We start from the raw sequence: 26956 nt of genomic DNA, 5'->3' as shown, positions 1-26956 counted from the left end.
GATGTCGAATAATATAATTTTAGCCGCATTTTTATGTGGCTTAGCCGAATTTATTTGCTACGGTGGTGACTGGCTATTAGGACAAAATATGGCAGACCAGCCTATTGTTGTGGGACCATTAGTCGGCTTGCTCTTAGGAGATTTACAAACCGGAATTATCTTAGGCGCCATGCTGGAAGCAACTTTTATAGGTGCTGTAAATGTAGGCGGTGCTGTATCCTTAAACCCTTCAGTAGCAACTGTACTGGCTGTTGCTTATGCCATAATCGGTGGCGGTGACACAAAAGCTGCTGTAGCTTTAGCAATTCCAATGGGACTATTAGGTGGCTTGCTTGAAGTTGGAACCTATGTTTTGTTTTCACTGTTTCAAGATTCCTGGACTGACGCAGCAGACAAAGCTAACGAAAAGAAATTAGTCTGGCTTCATTATGGTGTTTGGTTTGCCAGATCATTAGTTTTCTTTGTAGCTGTATTTATTACCGTTGTGATTGGTGTTAAACCTGTTGCAGCATTTATTAAATCCCTGCCTTCTTTCGTAGAAAACGGCTTAGGTCTGACAGGTGGTTTACTTCCAGCTGCCGGTTTCGCAATGCTTCTCAGCATGGTTTGGGAAAAGAAACTTGCAGTTTGGTATTTTCTTGGCTTTATTTTAGTTGAATATGTAAAATTACCATTGCTGGTTGTCGGAATCATTGGCTTGGTATTTGCAGTAGTCTTTGCATTTTATGATAAAGATATTTTTGACCTTAAACACAGCAAAACTGCCACAAACAGTAATAAATCAGCCAGTCAGCAAGAAGAAGAGGACTTTCTATCATGACACAAGAATCTGCAACTAATAATAAAATTTCACCTACTGATAAAAAATTACTCCGTAAACTTTATCTTAGGTCTTTAACAATCGGTGCACCTTTACAATATGCCAACGAGTATGGCTCAGGATTTGAGTATTCACTATTACCATTTATTGATCATTACTATAAAAATGGCTCTGAAGAAAAACGGCAGGCACTAAAAAGACATATTGTTTTTTATAATATCACTCAATATGTGGGAACTTTTTGCCAGGGTTTAGTTGCCTCAATGGAAAAACAAGCCTCCCAGCATAAAGATTATGATGTTTCTTCAATCAGTGCCGTCAAGGCTAGTTTAATGGGACCAATGTCCGGTATTGGAGACACTTTATTTTGGGGTATTTTAAGGGTTATTGCCGCTGGAGTCGCAATGACGTTTGGAATGCAAGGCAACATTTTAGCTCCTTTCGTCTTTTTATTGATCTACAATATCCCTGCACAGTGGTGTCGCTGGGAAATGACCAAACTAGGATTCTCAGTAGGCTCTGAATATATCACTGAAATGTATTCATCTGGTTTATTAACAATTTTCACAAAGGCTGCTAGAACGCTAGGGCTAATAATGCTTGGAGGGATGACAAGCAGTCTCGTTCAATTCAAGACAAAATTAGTATTTCATGTTGGTGGCGGTCAAGTGATCAACGTCCAAAATATTTTGGATTCTCTTCTTAAGGGACTAGTACCATTGCTAATAACTCTAGGCTGCTACTGGTTAATAGCAAAGAAACACATTAATTTCACGATTGTTATCTTGGGCCTAATTGTTTTCTGCATTTTATTAAGTGCATTAGGCATAGCCTAAGCAAAGTAACTGAATTTAAATTAAATAATGGCAAGACTTTCTAAATTGAAAATCTTGCCATTTTTAATCTTATCACGTTAAATTATATTTTATATTTTTGCGCCTTTATCTTTAATAATCCGAGCAATGTCCAAACAGGCTTCTTTAGTTTGCTCTAAATAACCTAAACGGTCAAAAAAGCCATGATCAAGCCCTTTATACAAAATTTCTTGATATTCTTTGCCATACTTTTGTAATAATCTGGCAAAATATTTATTACTTGGTAAAAAGTAATCAAACTCTGCTTCTATTAAAGTGATACTTGGCAGGTTTTTAAAATCTTGTGTATATACTGGACTAACTAGTGGGTCTGTAACTAAACCATTCTCAATATAAAGAGGCCTCATTAAGTTGGTAATATACATTATTTTGTTCAATCTGGTATGAATAAAATTTTTATGTTTTTTATTCATTTCGTATAACGAATAATCCCAATGGTAAAGCGTTTGAGAAATTTTCTGTAAGTCAAGCGCACCATAAATTGAAATTATTTGCTTTATATAATGCTTTTTATCAAGCAGACCACATCCAACGGCTAAGTTGCCTCCAGCACTGTCACCAGCAACAAAGATTTGTGAATTGTCAAAACCTAAATATTCTCGATGGCTAACAATCCACTCCACTGCTTCACGAGAATCATGCAATGCACCTGGAAAGGGAGATTCAGGAGCCAAACGATAATCAAGAGAAATAACAGTGCAATTGGCTTGCTCCGCAATTAACCGGCACTGATTTAGTAATGTGGAACTATTGCCTCCAATAAATCCGCCACCATGCAGATATAAGCAGGCATTAAGTGTTGGCTGCTCACCGGCAGGTCTGCAAACTATAGCAGGTATATACCTGTTTTGACATTGAATCAAAATGCTTTTTTCACTAATTTGTGAGTTGGTCAAATCTTTATTGGGTGAACCCATGCCATCTCTTACATTTTGGAAGTTGATAGTGCTTAAATCAATAGAAGCCATGGCTTTTTTGTCAGAAAGAGCTGGTTTATTTTTAGTTCTTTCTAAAACTTTTGGGTCCAGTAAGCCCCATTCTTCTCCGTAAGCCGTGTTTCTGATAATCATGATTATCCCTCCAAGATTTTAAACCAAATTGCATTTCTCTACTTTAATAATATACTAACATTTAATAGGAATACTTCATATAGATAAATGTAATGATTAGCTTTTAACTTGAACTTTATCTGAGCAATTTGTTTTTGTGAGAAAGTATTTCTTGGTGGTTTCAACACTGCCTTTAATAACTAGGCAAGTTGAATTATTTTTTCTGATATAAAAGTGAATTCTAGTAAAATTATCATTCTTATCTTCAGGCTCAAGTTCTATTTTTTGATATTTAGCTAAATTACTGTTTAGGCTGCCAATCATAAAAACCTGATTATTACCTAAGCCTTCCGGAGCAAAGCCACAAAATAATATTAGCAAGATTATTGAAATCAGTTCTAACTTGGCATATTTTGCCTGTGACCAAAACAAGATAACTATCATGACTGAGACAATCACTGCCATTGTCATTCTTACATAATTAGTACGTGCTTTAACAATAATTTTTTTTGCATTTTTAAGACCGTTAACAATTATAATCAGAACGAATCCTAGTATTATCACTGCTTCGTCCATTTATCTTACCATTCAGCAATAGTACCATCATAATTAACCCAAGATGGATTATTCCACACTAGTCCTTCTTGAGCTACTTCTTTGATCTTATCTTCATCCATTTCAATTCCAAGACCTGGTCCTTTAGGAATATCAACGAAACTGTCTTTATACTGAAAAATTTCTTTATTCTTTACGAAATCAAGCAAGTCAAATCCTTGATTATAGTGAATTCCTAAACTCTGCTCCTGAATAAACACGTTTGGCGTGCAAGCGTCAACTTGGAAAGTGGCAGCTAACGCTACAGGACCATACGGAGCATGAGGCGCAACGGCCATATCACATGCTTCTGCCATTGCAGCTATTTTACGCTCTTCCAGTAAACCACCACAAAGTGAAATATCTGGCTGAACTATATCAACTGCACCTTGTTTGAAAATATTTTTAAATCCCCATCTGGTATATAGCCTTTCTCCTGTTGCAATTGGAGTCGAGACTTCATTTGCAATTTGAGCAAAATACTCTTCGTTTTCGGGCAAAACTGGCTCTTCAATAAACATTGGATGATATTCTTCCAAAGCCTTAGCCAAAACTTTTGCCATTGGTTTGTGCACGCGACCATGAAAGTCAATTCCAATAGACATGGCATTGCCAAACTTTTCTCGAATAGAAGCAACCCTTTCAACAGCAGCGTCTACCTTTTCCAGTGAATCAATGTAATGCATTTCAGAAGTGGCATTCATTTTCACCGCTCTGAAGCCTTTATCCCAGCGCTTTTGAGCCATTGCTACCACATCAGATGGACGATCTCCGCCAATCCAAGAATAGACTTTAATTTTATCCCTCACGGCTCCGCCCAAAAGTTCGTAAACAGGTAAATTTAAAGCCTTGCCTTTAATATCCCACAAAGCCATTTCTATACCTGAAATTGCAGTGCCATTAATTGGACCACCGCGAAAGAATGAACGATGAAGTCGTTGCCATATTCTTTCAATTTCAAAAGGATTTTTGCCAATTAACTTGCTGCACATTTCTTTTACGCCAGCCACAACAGTTTCAGTTTTAGTGCCAGAAACTAGTTCTCCCCAGCCGGAAATACCCTCATCAGTATTAATCTTAATAAAAATCCATCTAGGCTTTACTTTATAAATAATAAAATCAGAAATCTTCATAATAATTTATCCTCATATCTAAAGCTAATCTTTTGTCTTCATAGCATTTTCTGCTGCTTCGGCTTCTTTGTTGATGTGTTTAACTTTATCAAAGTAGTACCAAGTCAGTGCAATCACAATTAATAAAATGGGAACGCAAAACTCAGGATGCCAAGTAAAGCAAAAATAAACTATAAAGCTTTGAATCATTGAAGTGGCAGCAAAAGATGAAATTAACAAACTGCCGCCAGTAGATAATTTGATCCCCACTGATTTAGCAATAGCCGTTAAAACCGGTGAAGTTGCTGAACCACACCATAGAAGTGAAGCAGTGACAGCCAATCCAATAACTATATTTTTAAGCAGATTACCATTAGTTAGTGCCACTACCATGGCTACCCTAAATGGAACAACTGCCAGATCAGCAAATGGTAAAACACGGTTACCAGGCAAAACAACAGCCATAGCAATAGTTAATGGAATAATAATTAAAGCAGTTGTAATTACATCTGGATTACCAACAATAACAGCTGCATCCAAACCAATAAAGAGTTTCCTACCCTTAAATTTCTTTTGTGACCATTTTTGAGCTGATTCAGAAATAGGCATTAACCCTTCCATGAACATTGAGGTCATCTTAGGGATCAGCACCAATACGGCAGACATGCTAACACCTAATTGCAAAATCTGCTGTAAACCGTATCCAGCAAAAATGCCGATAGCCAGACCAATTAGTAGACCCATAATCATGGAATCACCAAAAAATCCTAGATATTTTTGCGCATCTTTAATACTAAACTTTGATTTTCTAAAAAATGGAATCTTATCCAGAAGCCAGTTTAAAGGTACGGCAATTACAAGTGATGATAGAGCCGACACAGTTGGTAATGAAACACCTGGAATATTGAAAAATTTTTGGACCATCGGTTGTGACCAATCAGACATTTTAAATGTAACAATTGCCATGACGGCAACACTACCAACAGCCAATAAAACACTTTTGGTAACAAAATAAACCATGATACCTACTATAGCCATATGATGGTAATTCCATATATCAACGTCTAAAGTGTGTGTAGCTTTTAAAATCAACAAAATAATATTAATGAATAAAATCACAAAAATTAAAATTGCAATAATAGGTGAAGCCCAAGTAACAGCAGCAATTGATCCCCAGCCAACATCTAAAGCATTCAGGTGAACATGCGTCCTTTCCACCATTGCTTTTGCTGCAGGGCCGATATTAGTCGTCATAAAGTCTAGCACCAGCTTGATGCCGGCAAAGCCTATTCCCAACGTAAGGCCTGACTTAAAAGCTGCCGATATTTTCAAGCCAAATATTAACCCTACTATTGTAATAATTATCGGAAGCATAACGGTTGGGCCGCAATTAATGATAAATTGGAAACCCGCCATAAATCCATTGGCGATTTGTGACCACATAATTTTCCTCCTAGGATTCTTGCTTTGTTAAAGCATCTTTTATTTCACTCAAAGTTTTATCAGCGCCAACTCCTGTTAATAGGGACAATCCTAGAATGTAGGGGGTGCCATGTGTATCCCCACTGAATTGACCAGTTGTTACCAAAAGGTCATAGTTTGCAACCTTACTTGGTACCTCTGTTAACCTGGTTTGCGTTGTTTGAACATCAATACCATTTTCAGATAAATATTTTTTTATTTTGCTGGCAACTACTGTTGATGTTGCAATGCCATTTCCACATGCAACCAATATATGTTTAGTCATTTTTATCTCCTATAGCTGACTGAATAAGCTTTAATAATTTTTGCTTTGTTTCAGCCTGCAAAAACTCTTTTCTTAATTTTTCGTTTTGTACAATATCCGCAACCTTCTGCAACATTTTCACTTGGCTGTGCGGTTCTGCAATAACCAACATGATTACTATTCTTACAGGAATATCTTCCTTTGTATTTCCCATATTTTTAAATTCCACTGGCTCTTTCAGTGTTGCAATTGCTAAAGTAGTTTTATTAACCAAGTCAGCATTCGCATGCGGAATCGCAATAGCTGGTTGTGAAGAAGGCAATCCTGTTGGAAATTTTTGTTCTCTTTCTAGTAAAGCCTTCTTATAACCTTCTTTGACATACCCATTTTCATATAATTGATCGGCCAAAAAAGTTTCAATTTCTCTACTAGTCTTAAAATCAATATTTCTATAAATTAAATCTTCATTTAAAATAATATTTTCCAATCCGCTTCTCCAACTTATGATTTTTTTACCAGATTTACTAATGATTGATGTAAATTGGCAATATTTAAACTTTTTAAATCTTCTTTATTAAATGCGTTAGAACCAATACCCACATATTGAGCTTCATTTTCAAAAAATTCGTGGATATTCTTTTCTGAAACTCCACCTACCGCCATTAAGCGCAATTTACCCAGAGGAGCTTGTATATCCTTGAAAAATCTTGGTCCTATATCAACTGCAGGAAAAACTTTAATGATATCAGCACCGTAACTATCCATTCTAAAAACTTCAGTAGGCGTCATAACACCTGGGATAGTTACTACTTCGCGCTTTTTAGCATATTCAATCATTGCTTTAGTAAATTGGCAGGCACTTAAAATAAATTTTGCACCTGCATCTATTGCAGCAATTTCCTCTGAAAAAGTCAGGACAGTACCAGCGCCAATTAAGATTTTTTTACCAAACTTTGAATTCAATTCTTTTATTTCTTCAACGGCTTGATGAGTATTCATCGTTACTTCAACAGCAAACTTATCTTCCAGACCTTCTAGAGCTTGAAGTACTGCATCAGACTGCATGGAAGAATAATTGCGCATAATAATAGTATATTTAGGATAGTTTTCTACTTTCACATTCAATCGCCTCTTTCTACATATTCTTTAAGGATTGTAAACGCCTGTTCAGAAGTATTAGTATTCAGTAATTTATTAATTTCTCTATCATTTGTAGACAAATCTGCTAGCTGATTAATTGCATTTAGATACCTATCCATATGAAAAAAAGCAATGGGAGCAATTATTCTAACTTTCTTACCATACGGTAACTTAATGGGATAATGCGAAATTAATAGAGAAATGCCATCATCCTTTATTCCTTTTTCAGGAACCGCATGCGGTATAGCCATATCTTGACCTAAAAAACTATAGTTATATCGATTAGATATTTGATCAACCAGTTCGAAATAGTACTGGTCTTCTACCTTATTGTCCTCAATTAAAGGTTCCAGTGCTTGATACAGAGCATCTTTCCAGTCTGTTTTTTTAGAACTAATTACCTTAATATATTTCTCTTTGATGTAATTCAATAAATTCGGTAGCTCCCCAGCATCTTCTCCCTTCCTATCATTTTTTTCATAATCTGACAGTAAAATACTTATAATTTCATTACGTAATTTTGCTTCATTATCAACTTTGGCATATTTTGCTATTAAATTTAAAAGTGCATTTAATTGATAATCAACCTTTTCTAATCCCAAATCCTTTAATACCCGATAGCGTAAAGTAGTTTTTTCAGTAGAAGTCATGTTGGGTTTTACAATATAATTGTGTAATTTAGTTTTTAAGGGCATATTTGAAAAAACAACATTAAAGTCTTGATCTGATTCGAAAAATTCCCTTGAAGACATAGTGCCCAGAAAACTTATTTCCGGAAAAATATTTTTTAAGATCTTGATCAAAATATTGGACATTATTATTCCATTGGAACAAACCACAATGGCACTATACTTGACGTTACTGATTTTTTGAGAGTTGGCATTATCGAAAAGCAAATAACCAAAATAGTAAGTTAACAGCTTAACTTCGTCTTCGGAAAACTTAGTTCCGATCCATTGCTCCAGGGGCTTAATTAAATCCTTTATAATATCTACAAGAAGTTGCTCATCCTTGTCATTATCAAGGTTCAATGTTTCAATACTTGGCAAGCGATACTTAACCCGAAAACATGCCGGTCTCAAATGATTTAACAGTCTTTTTTCAAATCGTGATTGATCTTGGATATTAACCAGTGTTCTTGACTTAAAGCCCTCCACAATCTGATGGACAAAGCCAAATAGTTCAATTTCATCTGGACTATATTCTGAATTATTTTTATCGAAAACGTTAGAAGATAAAATTTCTAAGGCAATCCATTTTATGTAAAAGTCGCCAATATTGCTTAACTCGGTTATTTTCCTCAAATATTGATATTCTTTTGTTTTTGCGATAAACCCGTCAACTTTAAGATCACTTTTGCAAACTAATCCTCTAGACACAATAATTTGTACTAAAAGTTTTAAATTATTGAAATATTTATCAGAAAATGAGACTTGAAATTTAGCTTCAAATCTTGTAATTAAATTTAACGATATTTTTACAATATCTTTATTAATAGCAAATTTTCCCAGTAAATTTCCCGCTAAATTATCAGAACTTTGCAAAATTATGTTGGTAGCCAACCTTAAAATCTGTTCTTCAGAACCTTGCAAAAAGTATCCTCTAGAGCGATTGTATTTTAAATTGAGGTGACATTTATTGACCATCTGCTCTGCAATCTTAAGATCCTGAAGAATTGTCGTTTTGCTATAATGAACAATTGCGGTCAGATCATCTAACGAAACATAGTCAACGTTACAAATTAGATAAAGCAGTATCATTTCCGCTCGATTTTTATTGGGAAAATTATTATTTAAATTTTTGTCTGCAACGAGTAATTCTTGCAATTTATCAGTATAGGTAAATGTACCATTGCTGTGCCTTTTAATAGGACTTAACCCATGCGCCTTTAAATCCTCATTAATTAGACCAATAGTATAATTTACTTGTCTTCTTGTTAAAGCTAATTTATCCATCATCTCCGTTACTTTAATATCTGGTTTTTCTAATAAAAGGGAAATTATTTCTTGGATCCTCTCATTCACTTCAATTCTCCCCCTTTCAGATTCTATTTTAGGGTAATTTTTAGGCCAACAAATTCGCTTTCATAACAAGATATGTATACTTACAGTCCCTACCTAGACAAAAGTATTTTTGCTAACTATAAAAAAGCCAAAACAAAAAGGCCTGAATCCTAATTAAATATGGGATCAGGTCTAAATGAAAAATTTTTATTTATATTTTTGATTTAGTAATTTCATCGAATTCAGGATAGGTAGGATGCTCCAAATCAATTTTTTTGGATTTAGATAGTTTATATGCCAGCAAGTGAACAGGAATAGTCATAAATAAAGCTGTGAGCAACTCATTTACATCTGTGTTTAAATTTAACACGTTAAGATCTGCAGAAGAAACAGCTTTTTTAGCTATAAGCGCTAGATTTTTACAATGAAGCTGTAAAAACTTCTGCAACTTTTGCGATCTTTGCTCCAATTTTCCTTGGGGCTCAATAAAGACAAAATGATCTGAACTGTGAAGTCCAATATACGGACCATGCATATATTCTTCGAGCTCTTTACCTTGAGCCGTTATGTGCACTGTTTCTGTTACCTTGGTTTCACCTTCGCGTGCTACACCATATGCCGCACCATAACCTATAAAAAATATTCTCTTAATATCAGAATTTTGTGCTAAGTACTGATCAGTCCACTTTTCAGAAACTGCAACAACTTCAGGCAAGTTATTGATTATCAAACCTATTTCGTTTTTATCATTATCATAATCTGTTTGCGCGATTTTACCGGTTTGAAAAGAAGACTCTGCTGCAAAGAGAATCAATAATAAAATAGTAACACTATATCCTAACGTTACATATGGCATCTCTTCGATTCCCATACCCATGAGAATTATTTGCGCATCCGTTTGAGCAATTGGACTATCCGGGTCACTGGTCAAAACAAAGACATCAATTTTTTTGGCAACTAATTCTTTAACTACTTTGATAGTTGATGCACTATGACCACCTTGTGAAATTGCAACATAAAGAATATCGTCTCTAAACTTACTATGATAGTTAGCAGCAATTGAAGGCTCCTCAACATAAACAGGAATACCTAATCTTTCAGTCATATAAGGTACAGCACCATAGGCGGCATTAGAGCTGGAGCCGGTCGCAAATAAAACAACTGAATTATATTTTGCTTGATTTGCCTTATATTTTTCAACTAGCGGCCCCAATAATTCCTGATAGTTTTTAAAGATTTTACTATACGTATCGGCCTCAGACTTAATGTAATATTCCATACTCTTCATAATAATTACAATCCCTTTTTATATACCATCTGAAAAGTCATTTTCATCAGACTCATCATTTAAATCATTTTTATCAAAAACTTGCGCTGTTTCTTTGGTGATATTAACTAGATCCTGCATCAACGCTTCTTTACTAGTATATTCCTTGTACGTAGTTTCAAGCAGTGAACTCAAGTTGCAACCTGATACAACCCCAACGTTTTCGTTATCATAGGCTATCTTGGCTGCTTCTTTATAAGGCGTTCCACCCAGCATATCAGTAAAAATTACTGTCTCTTCTTTTCCAACTTGTGCGGAAATTTTTTCTTGTAGGTCAATTTCACTCATTTCTTTAGTAAAATCAATAAAATTATGCTCTTCCTGTTTACCTACAAACAATTCAAGAGAACTTTGTAATCCGGATGCAAATTTACCATGTCCAACTACGATAAGTTTGATATTATTCACATTCATTCCTCACTTACATAATTCCAAAAAATGAACAAGCAATACATAAAGTAAAGACAACAACTATTAAGACAATTGGAGAGACTTCCTTTTTCTTAAGTAGCCAATATAGGAAAAATGTAAATCCTAATGGCAGTATGTTAGGAAATACCTTATCCAGAAAGTCCTTTTGAAGAGAAACACTGCCTATTTTTACCTTTAAAGACAAGGTAACATAAGAACTAATTAAAGCGCCAATTACCGTCAAACCCATGATTGAAGCTGACTTAGAAATAATGGTCGAATTTTCCTGAATTACATCAATTGCTTTAGTTCCCATGTCATAACCAAGATGGGCAAAAGGAATGCGGCATAAAAATATTCCCAGATATACCAAGAAGAAAATAATCGGCCCAAGCGGATTACCTTTTGAAGCAAAAGATGCACAGATCCCGCCCACAATTGGCATAATTGTAAACCAGTAAATTGCATCACCAATTCCGGCTAAAGGCGCAAAGAGGGCGTTTTTCAAACCACTAATTGTTTTACGATCAACCCTTTTTTCTTCCATACTTGTTAGTAATCCTAACAAGATTGGCACAAGTGGCGGACTGGTATTGATAAAGTTCATATTATCAACCATAGCTTCTGACATGGCCTCTTTATCATCCCCAAATATTTTCTTCCAAACAGGAATTTGAGTCCAAGTCCATCCAGGTGCCTGCATTCTTTCATAGTTAAATCCTAATTGAAATAGTGAAGATCTCAATCCTAATTTAGTAATATCGTTTTTACTTACTTTGGTGTATTTTTTGTTTGAGTTAGATTCCATCTTCACTACCTCCGTTTTCCTTTACTTCATCAATTTGTGCTTGCAATTTCTGATGTTGCTTATTGTTAAAGAAGTCAATCATAGCAAAAACAATACCTATTACAGCTGCAGGCAATACGTTGGAATAGTTAATAAAGCTGGCAATTACAAATCCTAAAAGTAAGTAAGGAACATAATTGACCCTTAGTAAAACCTTAAGCAGCATAGCAAATCCTACTGCCGGTAATGCACCTCCTGCTAACTCAAAGCCGTGAATTAGCCATTTTGGCATTGCTTTAACCAAAGCGGCCATTGGACCTTGAGCAGCATAAGCGGATAAGAAAATAATTACAAAGAAGGTTGCAGCCATTACAAACATTGAAAAGTAAATAAATTTATTAAATTTTCCAGTGTCTGCATTTTGTGCTGCTTTATCCATAGTAGGCATGAAACCCGAAAACAATGAATAGTACATCAAAATAATGTATTGCATAAGCATGGCAAAAGGCAATGACAAGCCAACTGCAGTAGCTGGCGCAACCTTAGTAGTATGAGCAATAACTACTGTCATAATTCCGCAAACTGCCGGGTTGGGCGGTTGTGTTCCTCCTGCGTTTGTTAGTCCAGCAAAGGTAAGTTCTGCAATTCCGCCTGCTAAAAGTCCAGTTACAGGATCACCCAGAATTAAACCAGTTACGGCACAACTAATTATTGGTCTAAAAATATATAAAGCTTCTGTATAGGAGTCTAGACCCGCTATAGCACCAAAGATGCTTAGCAAAATCCCCTGTAAAAAAGTTATTTGCATTTGTTCCTCCAGATTCTGACTACTTAAAAGTCAATTGCTGTCTTCTTATCTCCAGGTACGTCTTGGATATAAATGTTGACATTATCATGAACTAATTTCATTAAATCGTCTTTATCATTTTGGTCGACATAGACTTTATCCGTAACTTTTTCTTTACCAGCTGAAAAATGCATATTACCGACATCTATCTCTTTTATTGGCACTCCGCCTTCAACCAGTCTAACAGCGTCTTTTGGTGTTTTAACAATTATAAAAATCTTTTGCCTTGGAGCTGCCTTACCAATGATCTTAATTGTTTTTTCAATTGAGAAAAATCTTATCTGAGCTCCAGAAGTTTCAGAAGTGCTCTTCATTAACTTCTGTTGCAAAGGATCGTTGGCTACATCATCATTTGCCACTAATAACAGATTAGCTCCTATAGAACTAGTCCAAATAACTCCAACCTGTCCGTGAACAAGTCTGTTATCAATTCTTGTCAACAAAATATTTGGTTCACTCATGTTTTACCTCCTATGATCTTATATGGTCCAGACCATCATAAAAATATAATAGTTGAAAGCGATGACATTGTCAACAGTACAATTATTGTAAATCTTTGTTATAATACTTATACGTATAGAATCTCTTAATTCTAAATTTATTTAATAGTGGTCTGGACCACAAGATTAGGAATTTTTATGGAAAAATATTCAAAACAACCAATTTATTTAAAATTAGTAGCTTTCTTAAAAAATTACATTCAAAACAATATGAAAAAAGACCAAAAACTTTTAAGTGAACGGGATATTTCTTTACGACTGAAAATAAGCAGATATACTGTAAGAAGGGCGCTAGATGAGCTCGAAAAGAGGGGCTATATTTATAAAATTCATGGCAAAGGCACCTTTGTTTCAGAAAAATCGCCATTAACTCCTCTTAATGACATCTATAGTTTTACTGACCATATGAAAGCCATAGGAAAAACTCCTCAAACTGATTTGTTGGAATTTAAAATTTTTAATTCAGATAGCTTTTTGGCTTCAAAATTTAATATTAACCAGGGTGAAAAAGTTATTAAATTAAAATTTTTAAGGGCAGCAGATAAACAGCCCATGATGATTGAAAGAACTTATCTGCCCTACGAAAAATTTTCCACTCTCACCATCGAAGAGCTAACTCAAAATTCTTTGTATTTAATAATGAAAACAAATTTTCACCAAACAGTCCGTTTAGTTAACGAGGCAATTCAGGCCAGTTTAATTCAGGCAAAAGACGCCAAACTATTAAAAGTTAGTTGCGATGCACCATGTTTAAAAGTAAAAAGAACATCTTTTAATAACAGACATATTCCCATTGAATATACCTATTGCGTTGCGCGCGGTGATCAATTTATTTACAACCATAGTTACTTGCATCAAGAAAAAGATGAAATTGGATAAAGCAAAAAGCCAGCTATTAGTAAACTGGCTTTTAAAATAGCTAATATTCTAATAAATGAAACTACTTATTGATTAAATTTTTTACTACCTAATTTCATATGGAAATTCGGGTCTTTAGGAGAGTTAGGATCATAGCCTAATTCTGTTGGAACGATTGACGCCATTACCTGTAACAACATTGGAAAAATAAAAGTTTCAAAATCTTGTGGCACTTGAACATCATAGCCAAAATGATTGCCCGAATTTGCAGCAGATGTATCAACTAAATAAAGATTATTCGTCCAATCTCCCAATACTTCAAGCATTTTTTGGCAGCGTGATTCAGTGCCATTATCTAGAATTATTACGGTTGACTTTTCATTCATTGCATTATAAATACCATGAATGAATTCATCGAAATCATATCCCGTTACTGGGAGCCTGCAAGTTTCCAATACTTTCAAAGCATCTTCCAAAACATCTCCATAAAGCATGCCAGGTCCTACTACACGCAGATTATCCATCTTTGCCAGCTTTTCTTTATGTTCTTCAACCCAGTCATATGCTCTTTTATATGCATGTGGAAATAGATCTAAAGTAGTATTTAGATCTTGTAAATCCTGTTCAAATTGAGTCTGACTAAGGTTACCATTTGCCAAACCAATGTATTCAGCCAAAAGAAGTAAATTCAATTTTGTTGAATAATATCCTTTGGTTTTAGCTCCGGCTTTTTCCTCACCAATATTAACAGTCATAACCTCATCAGCAATCTGGTCAATATAGGCATCTTTTTCACCAGCCATTGTACCAATGATACAACCTGCCTTTTTAGCTGTTTTCATGGCATCAAATGTACTAAAGCTGCTTCCTCCCTGAGAAATGCCAATAAACAAAGTGTGCGAATTATCTCCTACGAAAAAGTCTGATGTAAACATAAAGGGATAAAGAGATAAGACTTCAATTCCCGAACGTTTACGCATTATCGATTGCATCTGCAGTCCGGAATGATAGCTTGTTCCAGAACCTGTAATGATGATTTTTTTAATATCTCTTTTTGCAACGTTTGCAAAGAGTTCTTTACTTCCAGCTACTATTTTTTTAAGTTGATCTGGTGTGCTTGAAATATATTGTTGAATTAAGTTCATATTTACTCCTTATAAAATTCCAATTACATGTAATAAAATACCTAAAATTAACACCCCGACAGTTAGCTTTGAAACACTTACCTTCTTTCTAATCAAGCAAAATACCAATAAAGTAACTAGTAAAGGCAGTAACTTCGGCATAACTTGATCGAAAATAGTTTGTAGTTTTACAGTGGCACCAGTCATAGAAAATTTGAGTGTAGTAGTTACTGGAAGCATAGTTGCTACCATTCCTCCTACTACCATCATCCCAATAATTCCTACTATCTGCATTATTTGATCCATCACACCGTTTTTTTGGACCTCGTCTAAAGACTCAACTCCCCATTTATAGCCATATTTCAAGCCAAAAGCCCTAATTAAAGTTGCTGGCAAGTTATATAAAACAAAGAAAAGAATTGGACCTAAGATGCTTCCTTGTTTAGCAAAAGAAGCTCCGATTCCCGCAGCAATTACTCGGAATGTACCAAACAAAATGGAGTCACCAATTCCAGAAAAAGGTGCCATCAGAGCAGCTTTAACTGAGTTGATAGAATCCGGATCCATAGAAGAAGGATTATTGGCATACTGTTCTTCCATTGCTGAAGAAATCCCCATAATCATTGGTGTCATAGCCGGCGTACAGTTGAACAAGGCCAAGTGGCGTTTTAAAGCAGCAGCACGGTCTTTAGTACTAGAATATAGCCTCTTAATTACTGGCTCCATTGCATATACATAGCCAATATTTTGCATTTTTTCGTAATTAAAGCCGCCTTGTAAAGCAAAAGCTCTCCAAAAAATTGAATGTAAGTCTTTTTTGGTTAATTTTTTATTATTCAAAATCAATCTCCCCCTCGGTCAAATTATCTTTCGCTTCTTTTGACTCCGACTTATTTTGCCCACTTCCTGTAGAATTCTTGCCATTATTACCAAACAAAACAATAATGACTGCCATACAAATTGCAATCACAGCTATTCCGGTAATGTCCAGTTTTAAATATGCACAAAGTAAGAAACCCAGGAAAAAGAATACAAATAGTTTTTTAGAAAACAGCATATCTAACAGTAGCGCAAACCCAACTGCTGGAAGTAAATTTCCGGCCACCGTTAAGCCATCTAAAATGACTTTTGGAATTGCATTGATAATCAAATTGATCTTTGAAGCTCCCAAAAGCATGGCCAGGAATGTGGGAACAAAGGCACTAAAGAAGAATAGAATAGTTGGTAAAAGCAACATCAAGTTAATACCTTTAAAATTAGCGGTTTCTGCATATTTGTCGGCCTTGTGGGAAAACCATAAATTGACAACTCTTACTAAGGTTCCTAAATATGAAGCCAAAACAGCTACTGGAACTGCTATTGTTAACGCAACACCTATTCCCTTATGCGAAATAATCGCCAGAGCCGTACCGATTACGCCACCTGTGACATAATCAGGAGGTGTAGAAACACCGATACCGGCAATTCCCATCCAGATAAGTTCCAGTTGTGCACCGATAATAATTCCCTGCTTGATATCACCTAAAGCTAATCCAACAAAAACACTAAGAACAATTGGCCGTCCAAACAGGGTTGCACCAAGGACGCGTTCATCCAACATACCGATACCTGCTATAAGACCTACTAGTAAAGCCTGAACCATTTGTTTATCACTCCTTTAGTAAATCAGCGAGACTTAGTTTCTTGTCCCGCGGTAACATTCTAAAATCAAGATTGACCCCTAATTTTTGAATAGTTTTTAAATCTGCAATGTCTTGATCTGAAACAGCAACATAATCATTCAATTTCTTCTTGCCGTCTTCGAACTTTAGACCTCCTACATTTAATTCTTTAATAACTCCATTTGAGTTCTTGATAAGTTTTAACGCATCTTGAACCGTGCGAACCAGTACTAAAACTTGTGCTTTCTTAGCACTGGCAAACTTCTCAACTATAGGACCCGATTCAGCAACACTGCGAATATAAAGCTTGACACCAGATGGTTTCGCCAAATCCAAAGCCATAGCCTTAACTTTATCTTTTTGGGCCTCATCATTAGCAACTAAAATAGTATTTGCACCAGAATTTGAGGTCCAGCCGATCGCTACTTGACCGTGCAAAAGTCTTTCATCAACCCGAATTAACTTAAGCATTATTTTTAATCCTCTCTTTTATCTTCTTACCAACATTAATAACTCCGGAAATTCCCGCTTCTTCTAATTCACTTGTTAATTCAGAAACCGATTTATCACTAGAGTCGCCACTGACAAGTGCTAAAAGCATGGGCAGGTTTAGGCCAGTAAGTAAAGAAAATTCATGACCGGAAAGTAACAATTCAGTACAGATATTTGTGGAACTACCTCCATACATATCAGTTAAAATAATTAAATTGGATTCATCCATAGCTTCAATTAATGACTCCAGTTCCTTCTTTCCCTGAGTCGCTGACTTCTCTTTAGTCATACCAAAACACCTGATATTTGGTAAAGATCCAACTATCAACTCAGCAGTAGCTTTGAATTCATAACTTAAGTTACCGTGAGTTGCTAAAATAATATTTTTCACATAAAAGCCTCCTCACCTTTTATCTTGTAAAAGCTTCAATTAACTATTAGCAAAAATCATGCCATAATACTGTGCCACAACTTAGCGGCGAACGAGCAAATCTCTAATATAAGCGGTTTCCGGATCATTAATTTTTATGGAGAAATTATTTTCGAGCACACTATTATGTTTTTTTAGAACACTAAAGTATTTGTCTTTTAAAATACTTTTATTATCGCCGTTATATAGTTTGATTTCATTTCCTCGAATAATTCTTTCAATCATATTAGCTATATGAACATATAAAGATATTTGTATGCGATAAGAAAATTCTTGTTCAAGATCATGTTGTATATCTTTAATATACTTATTAATTACGTTCATTACTTTATTTGGGGAAATAATAGTTAATGAATCTAAAATTCTGTCTAATGAAAAGTTCTTGATTAATTGACTTTCCCACTGTTTTAAGTCAGCGTCTGACGAGTATGGTCTTAAAACAGATTCCAATGACTTAATTTTTTCTCCAGTCATAATTTCTTCGAGACCAAAGTATGGGATGTCTTCAACATCTGGATTGTCAATACCTACTATCCCAATTACATTTTTATTTTCTAGAAGATGTGACTCTTGATAATTAACTAGTTCCTTAAAATCGTATGCTTCAACCTGGACTTTAACCAAGCCAGTAAAGCTTTGAGTTAATATGCTTTTTATTCTTTGAGCACTGCCCATTCCAGTCATACATGTCGTAATAATTACTGGTGGAAAATTACTATGTTGTTTATAAAATTTACTTTGAATAATATTTTGAGGGAGCTTTTTTTGAATTGTTGGTAGATCTTTTTTTAATAATAACTGATTACCAATTTCCAGCATCACAGCCATACTAAAATTATTAATTACTAATAAATCACAATTACATTCATTCTGAATCGGCTCCATAATTGATTTCAAAGATCCCATATCCATTAAAATTAACAGTCCATCTTGAGGACTAATTTTTTTAATTAAATTTTTAAGATAAGTAATCATTTCTGATTTTGAAACATCAGGCTTTAAATCTACTGGTGTGAAAATGGCTGCTTGTAAAAAATGATTACAAGTATCTGCCATACTGCTCGCGGTAGCATAGCCATGAGCAACTACAATTGCGGGTATTTGAGGTAAAGAAGTTAAATTATCTTTTGAACTTAAAATAGCCAGCCACAAACAATCGCAGGCTCTTAGGTTAACTTCGAAGTGCATTTCAATCAATGAAGCTAATTTTTCCACCATTTGCAATTCTGGTGCAAATAGCTGTGTCATCAAGGTCAAATCTTGCTGAGCGGTAAAATCCGCTGTAAATTCATTTTTCATTAAGTAAAAGATATAAATAGCTAAATCATAAACAGTTGAATTTTCCAAATTATAAAAATCTACTTGGGCTAGAGAAAAAATATTTGTTAAAGCGGCAGCATAGCTATTAATTAAAGAGCGTTCTGTATTATAGACAGAATACAATATTTCATGAGTTTCTTTCTGCACTATTTTATAGTATGAATTTCTATCCTTTTCTCCCTTTACTTGTAATTGAAACAATTTTTCCCAAGAAAATTGCATCTTAGAAATATATTCCTTATTACTTAAGTAATTTGATGGCTTATATGAATCACTTGGCTGAAAAATTATTTCATTTTTACTAGAAACCACTGGTAAATTATTAGGATGCATCTGTTGCAAAATATTGTCAGGCAAATCACCTATTTTTATCTCAACTTCGTTTGGACTTGCCAATTGAGAAAATTTCCTCGCCACAATATTTTGAATCAGATTTTCTAATTCACCAACGTTTGCCTTGAAATGATAATGATAAATTAGACTAATACATTGCTTAGATATTTTAATCTTGCAATTAATTCTCTTTGCTTGTTGATTTATCAAATTGTATGTTAACATTCTTTTTTCGTATGCACCTCTCTCGTCTAAAGTAGGCAATTTAATTTTGATAGGTATTCTACGTAAAAAAGTTTCTAAAAAGTCTTGCTCTTTTTTAGTGGTTGCAAAAAATAGTCTGGCTTTACTAGCTATTTTCTTAGCATTATTTCCAACTGGAGTAAAAAGTCCAGTATCTAAATAGGTAAATAATTTCTCTTGCCCTTCTGAACTTAAACGATGAACTTCATCCAAAAACAAAATTCCGTTATTTGCGGTTTGCAAAGCTCCTGGAGTATCTGAATCTGCTCCGGTAAATGAACCCTTGGTATAGCCGAAAAGAACGCTGGATAATAATTCAGGATTATTTGCATATTGAGCACAATTAATTACTACAAGTTGTGCATTTTGCCCCAATATTTCTTGCTGTTTGGCAAATTCAAACAAAGTTCTGATTAAAAAAGTCTTTCCAGTTCCCGACTCACCAAAAAGGATTGCCGGTAATCCCATTGGTGGATACATTACAGCGGCTTTTAATTGTTCAATAATTTCTTTAAGACTGCCATTCCAGCCAATAATCTTCTGCCAAGCTTGGTTTTGAAAATTATTCTTAAAATCTGCAATGTTTCGGTATTCTTTACTTTCATTTAGATTTTCATTAACGTTTAGATAAATTACTGGTCTAGTATTTATTTTTATTAGTTTGTCGTTTTTAAATAACTCATTTAAATTTTTACTAGCTACAGAGCGATCTAAATCAAGTTTTTTAGCAATAAAGTTAGTTGTTGGGGCATTGTTTAAATCATAATTTTGCAAGAAAATATTAGATTGCATTTGCACTAATTTGAGAATTTGTATTTTTTTATTTTTCATATTTTCATATCCCTCAAACAATTTTAAATCTATCACATTATTTCTTTATCTTAATCAAATATTTAATCATAGTAAATAAAAAGTCACAACTGTGGTTAAAAGTTGTGACTTATGTATCCCGAAAAATTAAAGTTAGTTGTTGCACTGCTTTTTCTACAAATTAACTACACTCTTTACTTCTCCACCTGAGATAATTGTTTTAGCATCGTTTAAAGCAATCTCAATACTGTTTTTAACGGCTAGTTTAGTGAAAAAGGCAATGTGCGGCGTGATCAAAACTTGAGGCATTGCTTTTAATTCCTTGTAATCTTCCGGCAATGAGTTCAGCATATCCTTTTTATTATAAAAATCAGTTTCAGCGGCCAAGGTATCTAGAGCAGCCGCAGAAATTTGTCCATTTTTTAGCGCCGCTATTAAAGCCTGTGTGTCAACCAAACCACCACGAGCTACATTAATCAAAATTGGCTTTTTCTTCATTTTACTAATAGCAGTTTTATTGATAATGTTTTTGGTACTCGGTAATAAAGGAGTATGCAAAGAAATAATGTCTGCTTCAGCAAAAATGGTATCCAAATTCGTATAGGTAACATAAGGTTCAAGTGAAGCATCATAAACTGGATCACAGGCTAAAACTTTAGCCCCTAATGCGCTATAAAGCTGGGCACTAGCACCACCAATGTGACCGGCTCCAATTATGCCGACAGTACAGTTAAAAATTTCTGTGCTAATTGTACTTTCGTCATAAGTAAAATCACCATGTGCCATTCTGTCTTGATAAATACCAATTTTACGCAATAAGTACATTGCATCAGTTACGCCAAGCTCTGCAATAGCTCTTGGTGAATAAGCCGCAACATTAGTAATCTTAATGCCATTCTTTTTTGCGGCAGCTAAATCCTGGTTATCAACCCCAACTTGCCGAATGGCTAGTTGCTTAATTCCATACTGCTTAAATTTTTCATATACGCTGGCATCCACAGGAAGATTGCCTTCAGAGCTTACGCCATCAAAGCCTTCAGCCAAATCCGCATTTTCAGCACACAAATCCGCATGGACAATTTTTACTTCGACATTATTTTTTTGAGCCCAATTTTTAATACGGGATTCTTCCATTTTGATTACACCGTAACAAATAATCTTCATTTATTCTTTCTCCTATTCTTAATTCAAACCAGCACGTTTACTTTAATATTTATGAACTAAAAAGTCTTATGGATTTTAAGCCACAGCATCGCCAATACCAGAATCAGTATTTTGGTCATATTCTAGACCGTGAATGCAGGCTAGAGGCATATTGACTCCTCGTTGTCCCATTACTAAACCAGCAGCTGCTGCCAGCAAATCACAAAGCGTTTCAGCTGTACCAGCTTCTTTATTTATCCTTAAGCCATTTAATCCGTATAAGCCAACTGCTACCTGATTAGCACCTTTTTTATCTGCCCTACCGTCACTGTCAGTAATGATTACACTAGTTTTTACACCTAATTCTTGGTAAAAAGTATTGCTGATGCGTTTAGCTGTTAAATCACAATTCTTAGGTAAAGTTATCGCTGTATTATTTTTACTCTTGTCAACACCGCCACTAGTTAAAAACAAACCGTTGGGAAGCCAAGCACCAAAATGATTTCCACATATTTCTAATTTACTGCCAGTTGGGTCATCCGTTTGGTCAATAATCACTTGAATTAATCTGGCATCCTTTCCGGGTATACGTTAATGCATTCTTTTTGCCAAAGAAGTTGGTGCTACTTGGCTTAAATCCACAATATTGCCCTCTACCATTGAGCAAATTTTAGACGCTACACAAATAATGTCACCAGCAGCAATTCTGAAATATTCTTTTTTGATCGTTTCAACTAATATTTGTGGCAAATCACAAGCTTTAGAAATCATGGGCACACCTTGCAAGCCAGTAATAGTAACCATATAAAAATTCTTATCATATCCGTTATTATTTTTCTTAATATTTATATATTACTCTAAAAAGTTGAACAACATTATGTATTTTATGGCTTTGACAGTATAAAGAGCTTTAATCTTAATGGCCTTAATAAAGTTAACAATTAAATTTAGGTCTAGGAACTTGTATAGTGAAAAAGGCCATTTCAACTAATGAAAATGACCTTTTGTGTCACTTCTGCTACTAACAAAACTGCTACATGTTACGCTTTTTATTATATTACATGAAAGCGTGACAAAATGGACAGTAATAAATTTCTCAAGCGTAATCAAATATTATTACCGCTAATCAATCTGCTATCGAATTTTGGCAGTATTCTAGTTGGAATAGGTGGTGCACTAATTATTCGTGAATATTCAGATAATATCGTTGTTAATGGCTTGATATCAAGTATTAGTTCCTTGGCACTTATTTTGAGTGTCCTGTTTATTGGATCAAAACTTGATAATGTCGACAAACGCCGCATGTTAATTTGGATATATATCTTTCTGTGTTTATTCTTATTACTGCCGTTTACTTTTCCCAAAAAATACTTTGTTCCCTTATATATTCTGGTTGACCTTTGCATTACAATGTTCAGTTTAGTTGAAGGACTATCATTTACGGGAAATTTAAAATCTCTTCTGACTGATAATTCTCTCGAAAAAACCATTAACTACAATTCTATAGCTGGTCTGATCGGTAATATAGCCAGTGTAGCTGCAATAGCAGTATTGATTTTGACTACGCGCAATTATTTATATTTTCTCTTAGTAGCAAGCAGCGGTTTTTTCATTAACATTTTTCTAGCTCTAGCTTTGCACCAAAGGCATTTTGTTAAAGATAAAAACAATTTTAAAACCATAACTCATTTGGTCAAGGTCTGGCACAATATTATTACTAGTAAAGGCCTGCACGCAGCAATTATTGTTGCCATGTTTAATGGTGCTCTCCAATCTGTATTCAACGGACTGATGATTTACTTCTGGAAAACAATTGATCCTACATACAGTCACGTATACTGGCTGCTGCTTGCTGTAGTCAGTGGTCTCTTATTAGGAGCTGTGCTTATTCGCTTTGATAACCACTACTGGTTACTGTGCACCTTAATCATAATTACTACTTTAGCATTAGGCATATTCTTTTTAAAACAAACAATCGCTACCATGTGCATTAGTACAGTGTTAATTTATGGAGAAACTTTACCAATCGGTAATTGGTGCAGCAAAGTTAGAATTAAAAGGACTAGTAAAAATGTTCAGTCTGCTCAATCAAGTTTTTTGCAGTTAGGCAGTTCACTGCTAAATATCTTTTTTACAGTTGGAGTTTCGGCAATTGCCAATGTGCTGCAGCGACCTGCTCTTACGCTCCTTGCTAGCGGAATTTCGTTATTACTAGTTTTTGTCACTCTTGGTATTAACGTGCAAAAGTATCGCTTAGGTAAAAGCAACAGCTTTAATTAAATTTCTTCTTCTTCGACATATCAATTTGGTAAAACATTAAAAAAGCTCTATCTAGCCTATTTTTACTATGATAGAACTTTTCTAATTATTATTTCTCAATTGCTAAAAATTAGCTTTTTTAATATAGCGATTCTTACCAACAATATAGTACAGCTTATTATGCATTTTAATAGCTCCACCATATGTTCTGATCGTTTGTTTCTTTTTCAATACTTTACGACCAGAACGCTTTACTTTCTTATTAGCCTTCCTGGTGTAGATATAGGCGTTGTGCTTAAGTTTGCGTTTGATACCTGTAACATTATTAGCCTTCACAAAAGTATCGTTTCCAAGTTCGTAATATTTCTTATTCTGAATAAGCCTACTGCCATAGGTTTTAATTTTTTTGCCAATAAAGTATTCACCAGCTTTACGGCCACCATTTTGGTCATATAGATAGGAATTATGACGAACTGTTCGAATGACACCATTTCTCGAATAAACATAAGTAACAGTTTGTGGCTGGCTGCTAAAGAAGCCGGTAGCATTAACAGGTCTAAGTTTAAGAGTATAACCTGTAATATCCAAAGCCTTAGTAATGTAGCCTTCACCAACAACGCCAGTTAAAACCTTAGACGGAGCAATTTCATTGTCGTTCTCATCCTGATAATGAACTTCAACTCTTGCTACAGTATTATTATCATTTATCCCTGAATTTGTTCCATGACCGTTTGAGCCGGAATTATTTGAACCTGAATTGTTTGAGCCGGAACCGTTTGATCCGGAATCATTCGAGCCTGAATCATTCGAACCTGAATCATTCGAACCTGAACCGTTTGAGCCGGAATCATCCTTTTTGTAGACAAATGTAACGTCGTCCAGTTCTTTTCCAATGGTTCCTGACACCTTTCCCCGCGTGGCTATTAAAGTATATCCTGGAATATCTTTTTTAAAATCGTAATTAGTGCCGTATGTACCAGTGAAAGTCTCATCATCTGCAAGCTTATTGCCCTTTTCATCTTGATAGTAAGCTGTTATTGTAGCTTGGCGCACATACGTTTCCTTTTTGCCATTCCAATTTTTCATCAATTCATCTGATGGCCATTGATCTTTGCCCTCAGGATGCTGTATTGTTCTAGTACCAACATTTAGCCAAGTTCCTGGCGTATCAAGACCCATTTGGGAAAAGTTTTTGACTTCATCTCCTAATTTCAAAACTAGCAATCCTGCTTGACCTTTTAACATGTAGCCACAATACGTGTTATCGCTAATTTTAAAATTGCTGATATCTAGAGTCCGTAAGTTCGAAAGTTCAGGATATTTGTTCTTTGAAGTATCAACATAAAGATAAAACATTTGCCCCATGTTAGTTACATTTCTTGTATCAAAACTTGACACGTTCAAACTGATTAAACTATTCGTATCTCGAAACATGCCGTACATGTCCGTAACATTTGCGGTATTAAAGTTGCTAAGATCTAAGGATGTTAACTTATTACATGCTTGGAACATACTATTCATAGTTGTAACTTTAGAGGTATCAAAGTTAGAGATGTTTAGGTCTTTTAGCTTTGTACATTTAAAGAACATTCCACCCATATCGGTCACATTACTAGTATCAAAGTTGGAAAGATCAAGGGACGTAAGTTTAGAATCCCAACCAAAGACTTGGCCAGTACCGCTAATATGAAAATAATACATACAGAACATTGCCGCCATATTTGTCACATTACTGGTATTAAAATTATGTACGTCAACGGTAGGTAAACTTGCACAACAATTAAACATATACTCCATATTTTTAACCTTAGAGGTGTCAAAGCTGGTAACATTTAATTTTTCAAGACCCTTACACTCTGCAAACATAAATGACATATCTGTGACTTGGGAAGTATTAAAATTCTGCAAATCCAATTCTTTGAGACTTTCACAACCAGCAAACATATATGACATATCTCTGACTTGGGAAGTATCAAATTTACTCAGGTCAAGTTCTTCGAGATTGGTACAGGCTTCAAACATAGAATTCATGTTTTTAACATTTGATGTATTAAAATGAGATAGATCTACGTGTTTAAGACTACTGCATTGGGCAAACCAGGCATACATGTTGGTTGCTTCCGAAGTATCAACGTTTTCTAAGTTTTCAATATCAGTTAGGCCTCTAAGACGAAGAAAAACTGACCTGGTATTGCCAACAACTTTAAAGTAACCGTCAAAGATTACCTTTTTTACATGCGTACACTCAGGGTCTGGTCCATCTTGACCTAGAAATCCAGATACGAGACCAGCATTACTTACAATGGTCGGGTTTTCCTTATCATGGCTCCCACTCACAGTTAATACGTTAGTATCACTATCGTAACTGACATCAGCATTACCCCACTTACCTGTTTTAATAGTTTTTGTACTAATTTTATTTTCATTCTTAGTGATGTCTGTCTCTGGTTGATCATTACCAGCAGAAGTTTGAGAGTTGGAATTTTTATTGTTGCCCTGCGGCGAGTCTACACTCCCATTTTGAGTTTCATCTGCATTATTTGTAGTACCATTAGCATTTCCTTCTGGTGCAGTGGTATTTGCATTATCAGTAGTAACGCCCTGATTATTTTCTTGAGACACAGTACTATTTGCTACTCGAGTTTTAACACGACTATCATTCTTGTCAAAGTTTTGTGCAGTGTCTTGTGCCCCTGAATTACTATCAGCCTTTACCACATTAGTATTTAAAATTGTTAAACCAAGTGCAGCTGCAGTTAAACTGCTAAAAAGCAGCGCTCCAGTCCGCTTATTGCGATCTAATCCTTTATTCATTTTTCACCTCAATGATAAAATCAATCTAATCTTGCTACTAAAAAAGTATGTATATTATTACAATTTCAGTATATACTTCATTTAATAACATTGCAAATAGAATTATTTTCATAAGAGTGCTTAAAATAGCCATAAAATCAACATTAATAATAAATTAAAATAACAATTTTACTGTTATCGGATAATATATGCATATATGTTTTTTAAAATTAGACTTAATAATTTTAATATCAATTAACTAATAATAAAAACTATTAGCAAGGCGGTAAAAGCCATCA

At 34.8% G+C, this 26956-nt stretch carries 25 protein-coding genes and 1 pseudogene; 4 read left to right on the top strand and 22 right to left on the bottom strand.

The features are described from left to right. The first annotated feature begins 1 nt into the window (after position 1). Positions 2 to 820, top strand: a complete 819-nt coding sequence (locus H3R29_RS01125) for a PTS sugar transporter subunit IIC (RefSeq protein WP_052724616.1) — start codon at positions 2 to 4, stop codon at positions 818 to 820. Continuing rightward, entirely contained in the window at positions 817 to 1656 is an 840-nt protein-coding gene (locus H3R29_RS01120) for a PTS system mannose/fructose/sorbose family transporter subunit IID (RefSeq protein ID WP_046324282.1), read from the top strand. Before H3R29_RS01125 ends, H3R29_RS01120 begins: the two co-directional genes overlap by 4 nt. 89 nt (positions 1657 to 1745) lie before the next feature. Here the strand turns inward: H3R29_RS01120 and H3R29_RS01115 are convergent, their stop codons facing one another. The 13 genes from H3R29_RS01115 to agaB all read right to left on the bottom strand — a co-directional run bounded on the left by H3R29_RS01115 (position 1746) and on the right by agaB (position 13152). Continuing rightward, on the bottom strand, positions 1746 to 2765 hold the full coding sequence (locus H3R29_RS01115) for an alpha/beta hydrolase (protein ID WP_198214714.1): 1020 nt from the start codon (positions 2763 to 2765) through the stop codon (positions 1746 to 1748). Positions 2766 to 2861: 96 nt separating this feature from the next. Then, positions 2862 to 3320 (bottom strand): hypothetical protein, encoded by a 459-nt coding sequence (locus tag H3R29_RS01110; RefSeq protein WP_198202318.1) that lies wholly within the window; start codon positions 3318 to 3320, stop codon positions 2862 to 2864. Between the two features lie 5 nt (positions 3321 to 3325). Continuing rightward, positions 3326 to 4471, bottom strand: a complete 1146-nt coding sequence (gene dgoD / locus H3R29_RS01105) for a galactonate dehydratase (RefSeq protein WP_198202317.1) — start codon at positions 4469 to 4471, stop codon at positions 3326 to 3328. Positions 4472 to 4495: 24 nt separating this feature from the next. After that, complete coding sequence (locus tag H3R29_RS01100) at positions 4496 to 5893, bottom strand: PTS galactitol transporter subunit IIC (protein ID WP_174794887.1); 1398 nt, start codon at positions 5891 to 5893, stop codon at positions 4496 to 4498. 10 nt (positions 5894 to 5903) lie between these two features. Then, positions 5904 to 6197, bottom strand: coding sequence for a PTS sugar transporter subunit IIB (locus H3R29_RS01095; RefSeq protein ID WP_122025634.1), 294 nt, complete (start codon positions 6195 to 6197; stop codon positions 5904 to 5906). Next, positions 6190 to 6663: a PTS sugar transporter subunit IIA gene (locus H3R29_RS01090; protein WP_046324276.1), complete on the bottom strand. Its 474-nt coding sequence runs from the start codon at positions 6661 to 6663 to the stop codon at positions 6190 to 6192. Before H3R29_RS01090 ends, H3R29_RS01095 begins: the two co-directional genes overlap by 8 nt. A gap of 14 nt (positions 6664 to 6677) precedes the next feature. Beyond that, positions 6678 to 7295 carry a bifunctional 4-hydroxy-2-oxoglutarate aldolase/2-dehydro-3-deoxy-phosphogluconate aldolase gene (locus tag H3R29_RS01085; protein WP_198202316.1) on the bottom strand — a complete coding sequence of 206 codons (618 nt, stop codon included), beginning with the start codon at positions 7293 to 7295 and terminating at the stop codon, positions 6678 to 6680. A gap of 2 nt (positions 7296 to 7297) precedes the next feature. Next, positions 7298 to 9340 (bottom strand): PTS sugar transporter subunit IIA, encoded by a 2043-nt coding sequence (locus H3R29_RS01080; protein ID WP_198202315.1) that lies wholly within the window; start codon positions 9338 to 9340, stop codon positions 7298 to 7300. Between the two features lie 190 nt (positions 9341 to 9530). Further along, positions 9531 to 10607, bottom strand: a complete 1077-nt coding sequence (locus tag H3R29_RS01075) for an SIS domain-containing protein (RefSeq protein ID WP_046324274.1) — start codon at positions 10605 to 10607, stop codon at positions 9531 to 9533. Positions 10608 to 10625: 18 nt separating this feature from the next. Beyond that, a complete protein-coding gene (locus H3R29_RS01070) occupies positions 10626 to 11054 on the bottom strand; it encodes a PTS sugar transporter (RefSeq protein ID WP_370567372.1) in 429 nt (142 codons plus the stop codon). A 13-nt stretch (positions 11055 to 11067) separates the two neighbouring features. Further along, positions 11068 to 11865, bottom strand: coding sequence for a PTS galactosamine transporter subunit IID (gene agaD / locus H3R29_RS01065; RefSeq protein ID WP_046324272.1), 798 nt, complete (start codon positions 11863 to 11865; stop codon positions 11068 to 11070). Next, entirely contained in the window at positions 11855 to 12652 is a 798-nt protein-coding gene (gene agaC, locus H3R29_RS01060; protein ID WP_046324271.1) for a PTS galactosamine transporter subunit IIC, read from the bottom strand. Before agaC ends, agaD begins: the two co-directional genes overlap by 11 nt. A gap of 23 nt (positions 12653 to 12675) precedes the next feature. Continuing rightward, entirely contained in the window at positions 12676 to 13152 is a 477-nt protein-coding gene (gene agaB / locus H3R29_RS01055) for a PTS galactosamine transporter subunit IIB (RefSeq protein WP_046324270.1), read from the bottom strand. 177 nt (positions 13153 to 13329) lie between these two features. Here agaB and H3R29_RS01050 point away from each other — a divergent pair, with 177 nt between their 5' ends. Next, on the top strand, positions 13330 to 14070 hold the full coding sequence (locus H3R29_RS01050; protein WP_187156813.1) for a GntR family transcriptional regulator: 741 nt from the start codon (positions 13330 to 13332) through the stop codon (positions 14068 to 14070). 65 nt (positions 14071 to 14135) lie between these two features. Here the strand turns inward: H3R29_RS01050 and H3R29_RS01045 are convergent, their stop codons facing one another. From H3R29_RS01045 to H3R29_RS01010, 8 genes and pseudogenes are all read right to left on the bottom strand, one after another. Next, the gene (locus tag H3R29_RS01045; RefSeq protein WP_187156814.1) at positions 14136 to 15194 is read right to left on the bottom strand and encodes an SIS domain-containing protein; all 1059 of its coding nucleotides are present in this window, start codon (positions 15192 to 15194) and stop codon (positions 14136 to 14138) included. Between the two features lie 9 nt (positions 15195 to 15203). After that, positions 15204 to 16013: a PTS system mannose/fructose/sorbose family transporter subunit IID gene (locus tag H3R29_RS01040; protein WP_198202313.1), complete on the bottom strand. Its 810-nt coding sequence runs from the start codon at positions 16011 to 16013 to the stop codon at positions 15204 to 15206. After that, positions 16006 to 16815: a PTS sugar transporter subunit IIC gene (locus tag H3R29_RS01035; RefSeq protein ID WP_046324266.1), complete on the bottom strand. Its 810-nt coding sequence runs from the start codon at positions 16813 to 16815 to the stop codon at positions 16006 to 16008. Before H3R29_RS01035 ends, H3R29_RS01040 begins: the two co-directional genes overlap by 8 nt. Positions 16816 to 16822: 7 nt before the next feature. Continuing rightward, positions 16823 to 17305: a PTS sugar transporter subunit IIB gene (locus H3R29_RS01030; RefSeq protein WP_187156816.1), complete on the bottom strand. Its 483-nt coding sequence runs from the start codon at positions 17303 to 17305 to the stop codon at positions 16823 to 16825. Continuing rightward, positions 17298 to 17717, bottom strand: a complete 420-nt coding sequence (locus H3R29_RS01025) for a PTS sugar transporter subunit IIA (RefSeq protein WP_187156817.1) — start codon at positions 17715 to 17717, stop codon at positions 17298 to 17300. The genes H3R29_RS01030 and H3R29_RS01025 overlap by 8 nt, the downstream gene beginning before the upstream one ends. 81 nt (positions 17718 to 17798) lie before the next feature. Then, on the bottom strand, positions 17799 to 20483 hold the full coding sequence (locus H3R29_RS01020) for a sigma 54-interacting transcriptional regulator (protein ID WP_187156818.1): 2685 nt from the start codon (positions 20481 to 20483) through the stop codon (positions 17799 to 17801). 153 nt (positions 20484 to 20636) lie between these two features. Then, positions 20637 to 21626 (bottom strand): D-2-hydroxyacid dehydrogenase, encoded by a 990-nt coding sequence (locus H3R29_RS01015; protein WP_198202312.1) that lies wholly within the window; start codon positions 21624 to 21626, stop codon positions 20637 to 20639. A 75-nt stretch (positions 21627 to 21701) separates the two neighbouring features. Further along, positions 21702 to 22376: pseudogene (locus H3R29_RS01010) on the bottom strand (coenzyme F420-0:L-glutamate ligase). 306 nt (positions 22377 to 22682) lie between these two features. Here H3R29_RS01010 and H3R29_RS01005 point away from each other — a divergent pair. Continuing rightward, positions 22683 to 23885: a hypothetical protein gene (locus H3R29_RS01005; protein WP_198202311.1), complete on the top strand. Its 1203-nt coding sequence runs from the start codon at positions 22683 to 22685 to the stop codon at positions 23883 to 23885. 102 nt (positions 23886 to 23987) lie between these two features. Here the strand turns inward: H3R29_RS01005 and H3R29_RS01000 are convergent, their stop codons facing one another. Beyond that, a complete protein-coding gene (locus tag H3R29_RS01000) occupies positions 23988 to 26678 on the bottom strand; it encodes a BspA family leucine-rich repeat surface protein (RefSeq protein ID WP_198202310.1) in 2691 nt (896 codons plus the stop codon). Between the last annotated feature and the right edge of the window lie 278 nt (positions 26679 to 26956).

The sequence above is a fragment of the Lactobacillus sp. M0393 genome, from assembly GCF_016102025.1.
Lineage (GTDB): Bacteria > Bacillota > Bacilli > Lactobacillales > Lactobacillaceae > Lactobacillus > Lactobacillus melliventris.
Note: the sequence above shows the minus strand (reverse complement) of the source record. Positions and strands in the feature narration are given on the sequence as shown.

Bases quoted from the DNA above. Each gene is read 5' to 3' on its own strand.
- H3R29_RS01125 (WP_052724616.1), top strand. From the start codon at position 2: ATGTCGAATAATATAATTTTAGCCGCATTTTTATGTGGCTTAGCCGAA.
- H3R29_RS01120 (WP_046324282.1), top strand. From the start codon at position 817: ATGACACAAGAATCTGCAACTAATAATAAAATTTCACCTACTGATAAA.
- H3R29_RS01115 (WP_198214714.1), bottom strand. From the start codon at position 2,765: ATGATTATCAGAAACACGGCTTACGGAGAAGAATGGGGCTTACTGGAC.
- H3R29_RS01110 (WP_198202318.1), bottom strand. From the start codon at position 3,320: ATGGACGAAGCAGTGATAATACTAGGATTCGTTCTGATTATAATTGTT.
- dgoD (WP_198202317.1), bottom strand. From the start codon at position 4,471: ATGAAGATTTCTGATTTTATTATTTATAAAGTAAAGCCTAGATGGATT.
- H3R29_RS01100 (WP_174794887.1), bottom strand. From the start codon at position 5,893: ATGTGGTCACAAATCGCCAATGGATTTATGGCGGGTTTCCAATTTATC.
- H3R29_RS01095 (WP_122025634.1), bottom strand. From the start codon at position 6,197: ATGACTAAACATATATTGGTTGCATGTGGAAATGGCATTGCAACATCA.
- H3R29_RS01075 (WP_046324274.1), bottom strand. From the start codon at position 10,607: ATGAAGAGTATGGAATATTACATTAAGTCTGAGGCCGATACGTATAGT.
- agaD (WP_046324272.1), bottom strand. From the start codon at position 11,865: ATGGAATCTAACTCAAACAAAAAATACACCAAAGTAAGTAAAAACGAT.
- agaC (WP_046324271.1), bottom strand. From the start codon at position 12,652: ATGCAAATAACTTTTTTACAGGGGATTTTGCTAAGCATCTTTGGTGCT.
- agaB (WP_046324270.1), bottom strand. From the start codon at position 13,152: ATGAGTGAACCAAATATTTTGTTGACAAGAATTGATAACAGACTTGTT.
- H3R29_RS01050 (WP_187156813.1), top strand. From the start codon at position 13,330: ATGGAAAAATATTCAAAACAACCAATTTATTTAAAATTAGTAGCTTTC.
- H3R29_RS01045 (WP_187156814.1), bottom strand. From the start codon at position 15,194: ATGAACTTAATTCAACAATATATTTCAAGCACACCAGATCAACTTAAA.
- H3R29_RS01035 (WP_046324266.1), bottom strand. From the start codon at position 16,815: ATGGTTCAGGCTTTACTAGTAGGTCTTATAGCAGGTATCGGTATGTTG.
- H3R29_RS01030 (WP_187156816.1), bottom strand. From the start codon at position 17,305: ATGCTTAAGTTAATTCGGGTTGATGAAAGACTTTTGCACGGTCAAGTA.
- H3R29_RS01020 (WP_187156818.1), bottom strand. From the start codon at position 20,483: ATGAAAAATAAAAAAATACAAATTCTCAAATTAGTGCAAATGCAATCT.
- H3R29_RS01015 (WP_198202312.1), bottom strand. From the start codon at position 21,626: ATGAAGATTATTTGTTACGGTGTAATCAAAATGGAAGAATCCCGTATT.
- H3R29_RS01005 (WP_198202311.1), top strand. From the start codon at position 22,683: ATGGACAGTAATAAATTTCTCAAGCGTAATCAAATATTATTACCGCTA.
- H3R29_RS01000 (WP_198202310.1), bottom strand. From the start codon at position 26,678: ATGAATAAAGGATTAGATCGCAATAAGCGGACTGGAGCGCTGCTTTTT.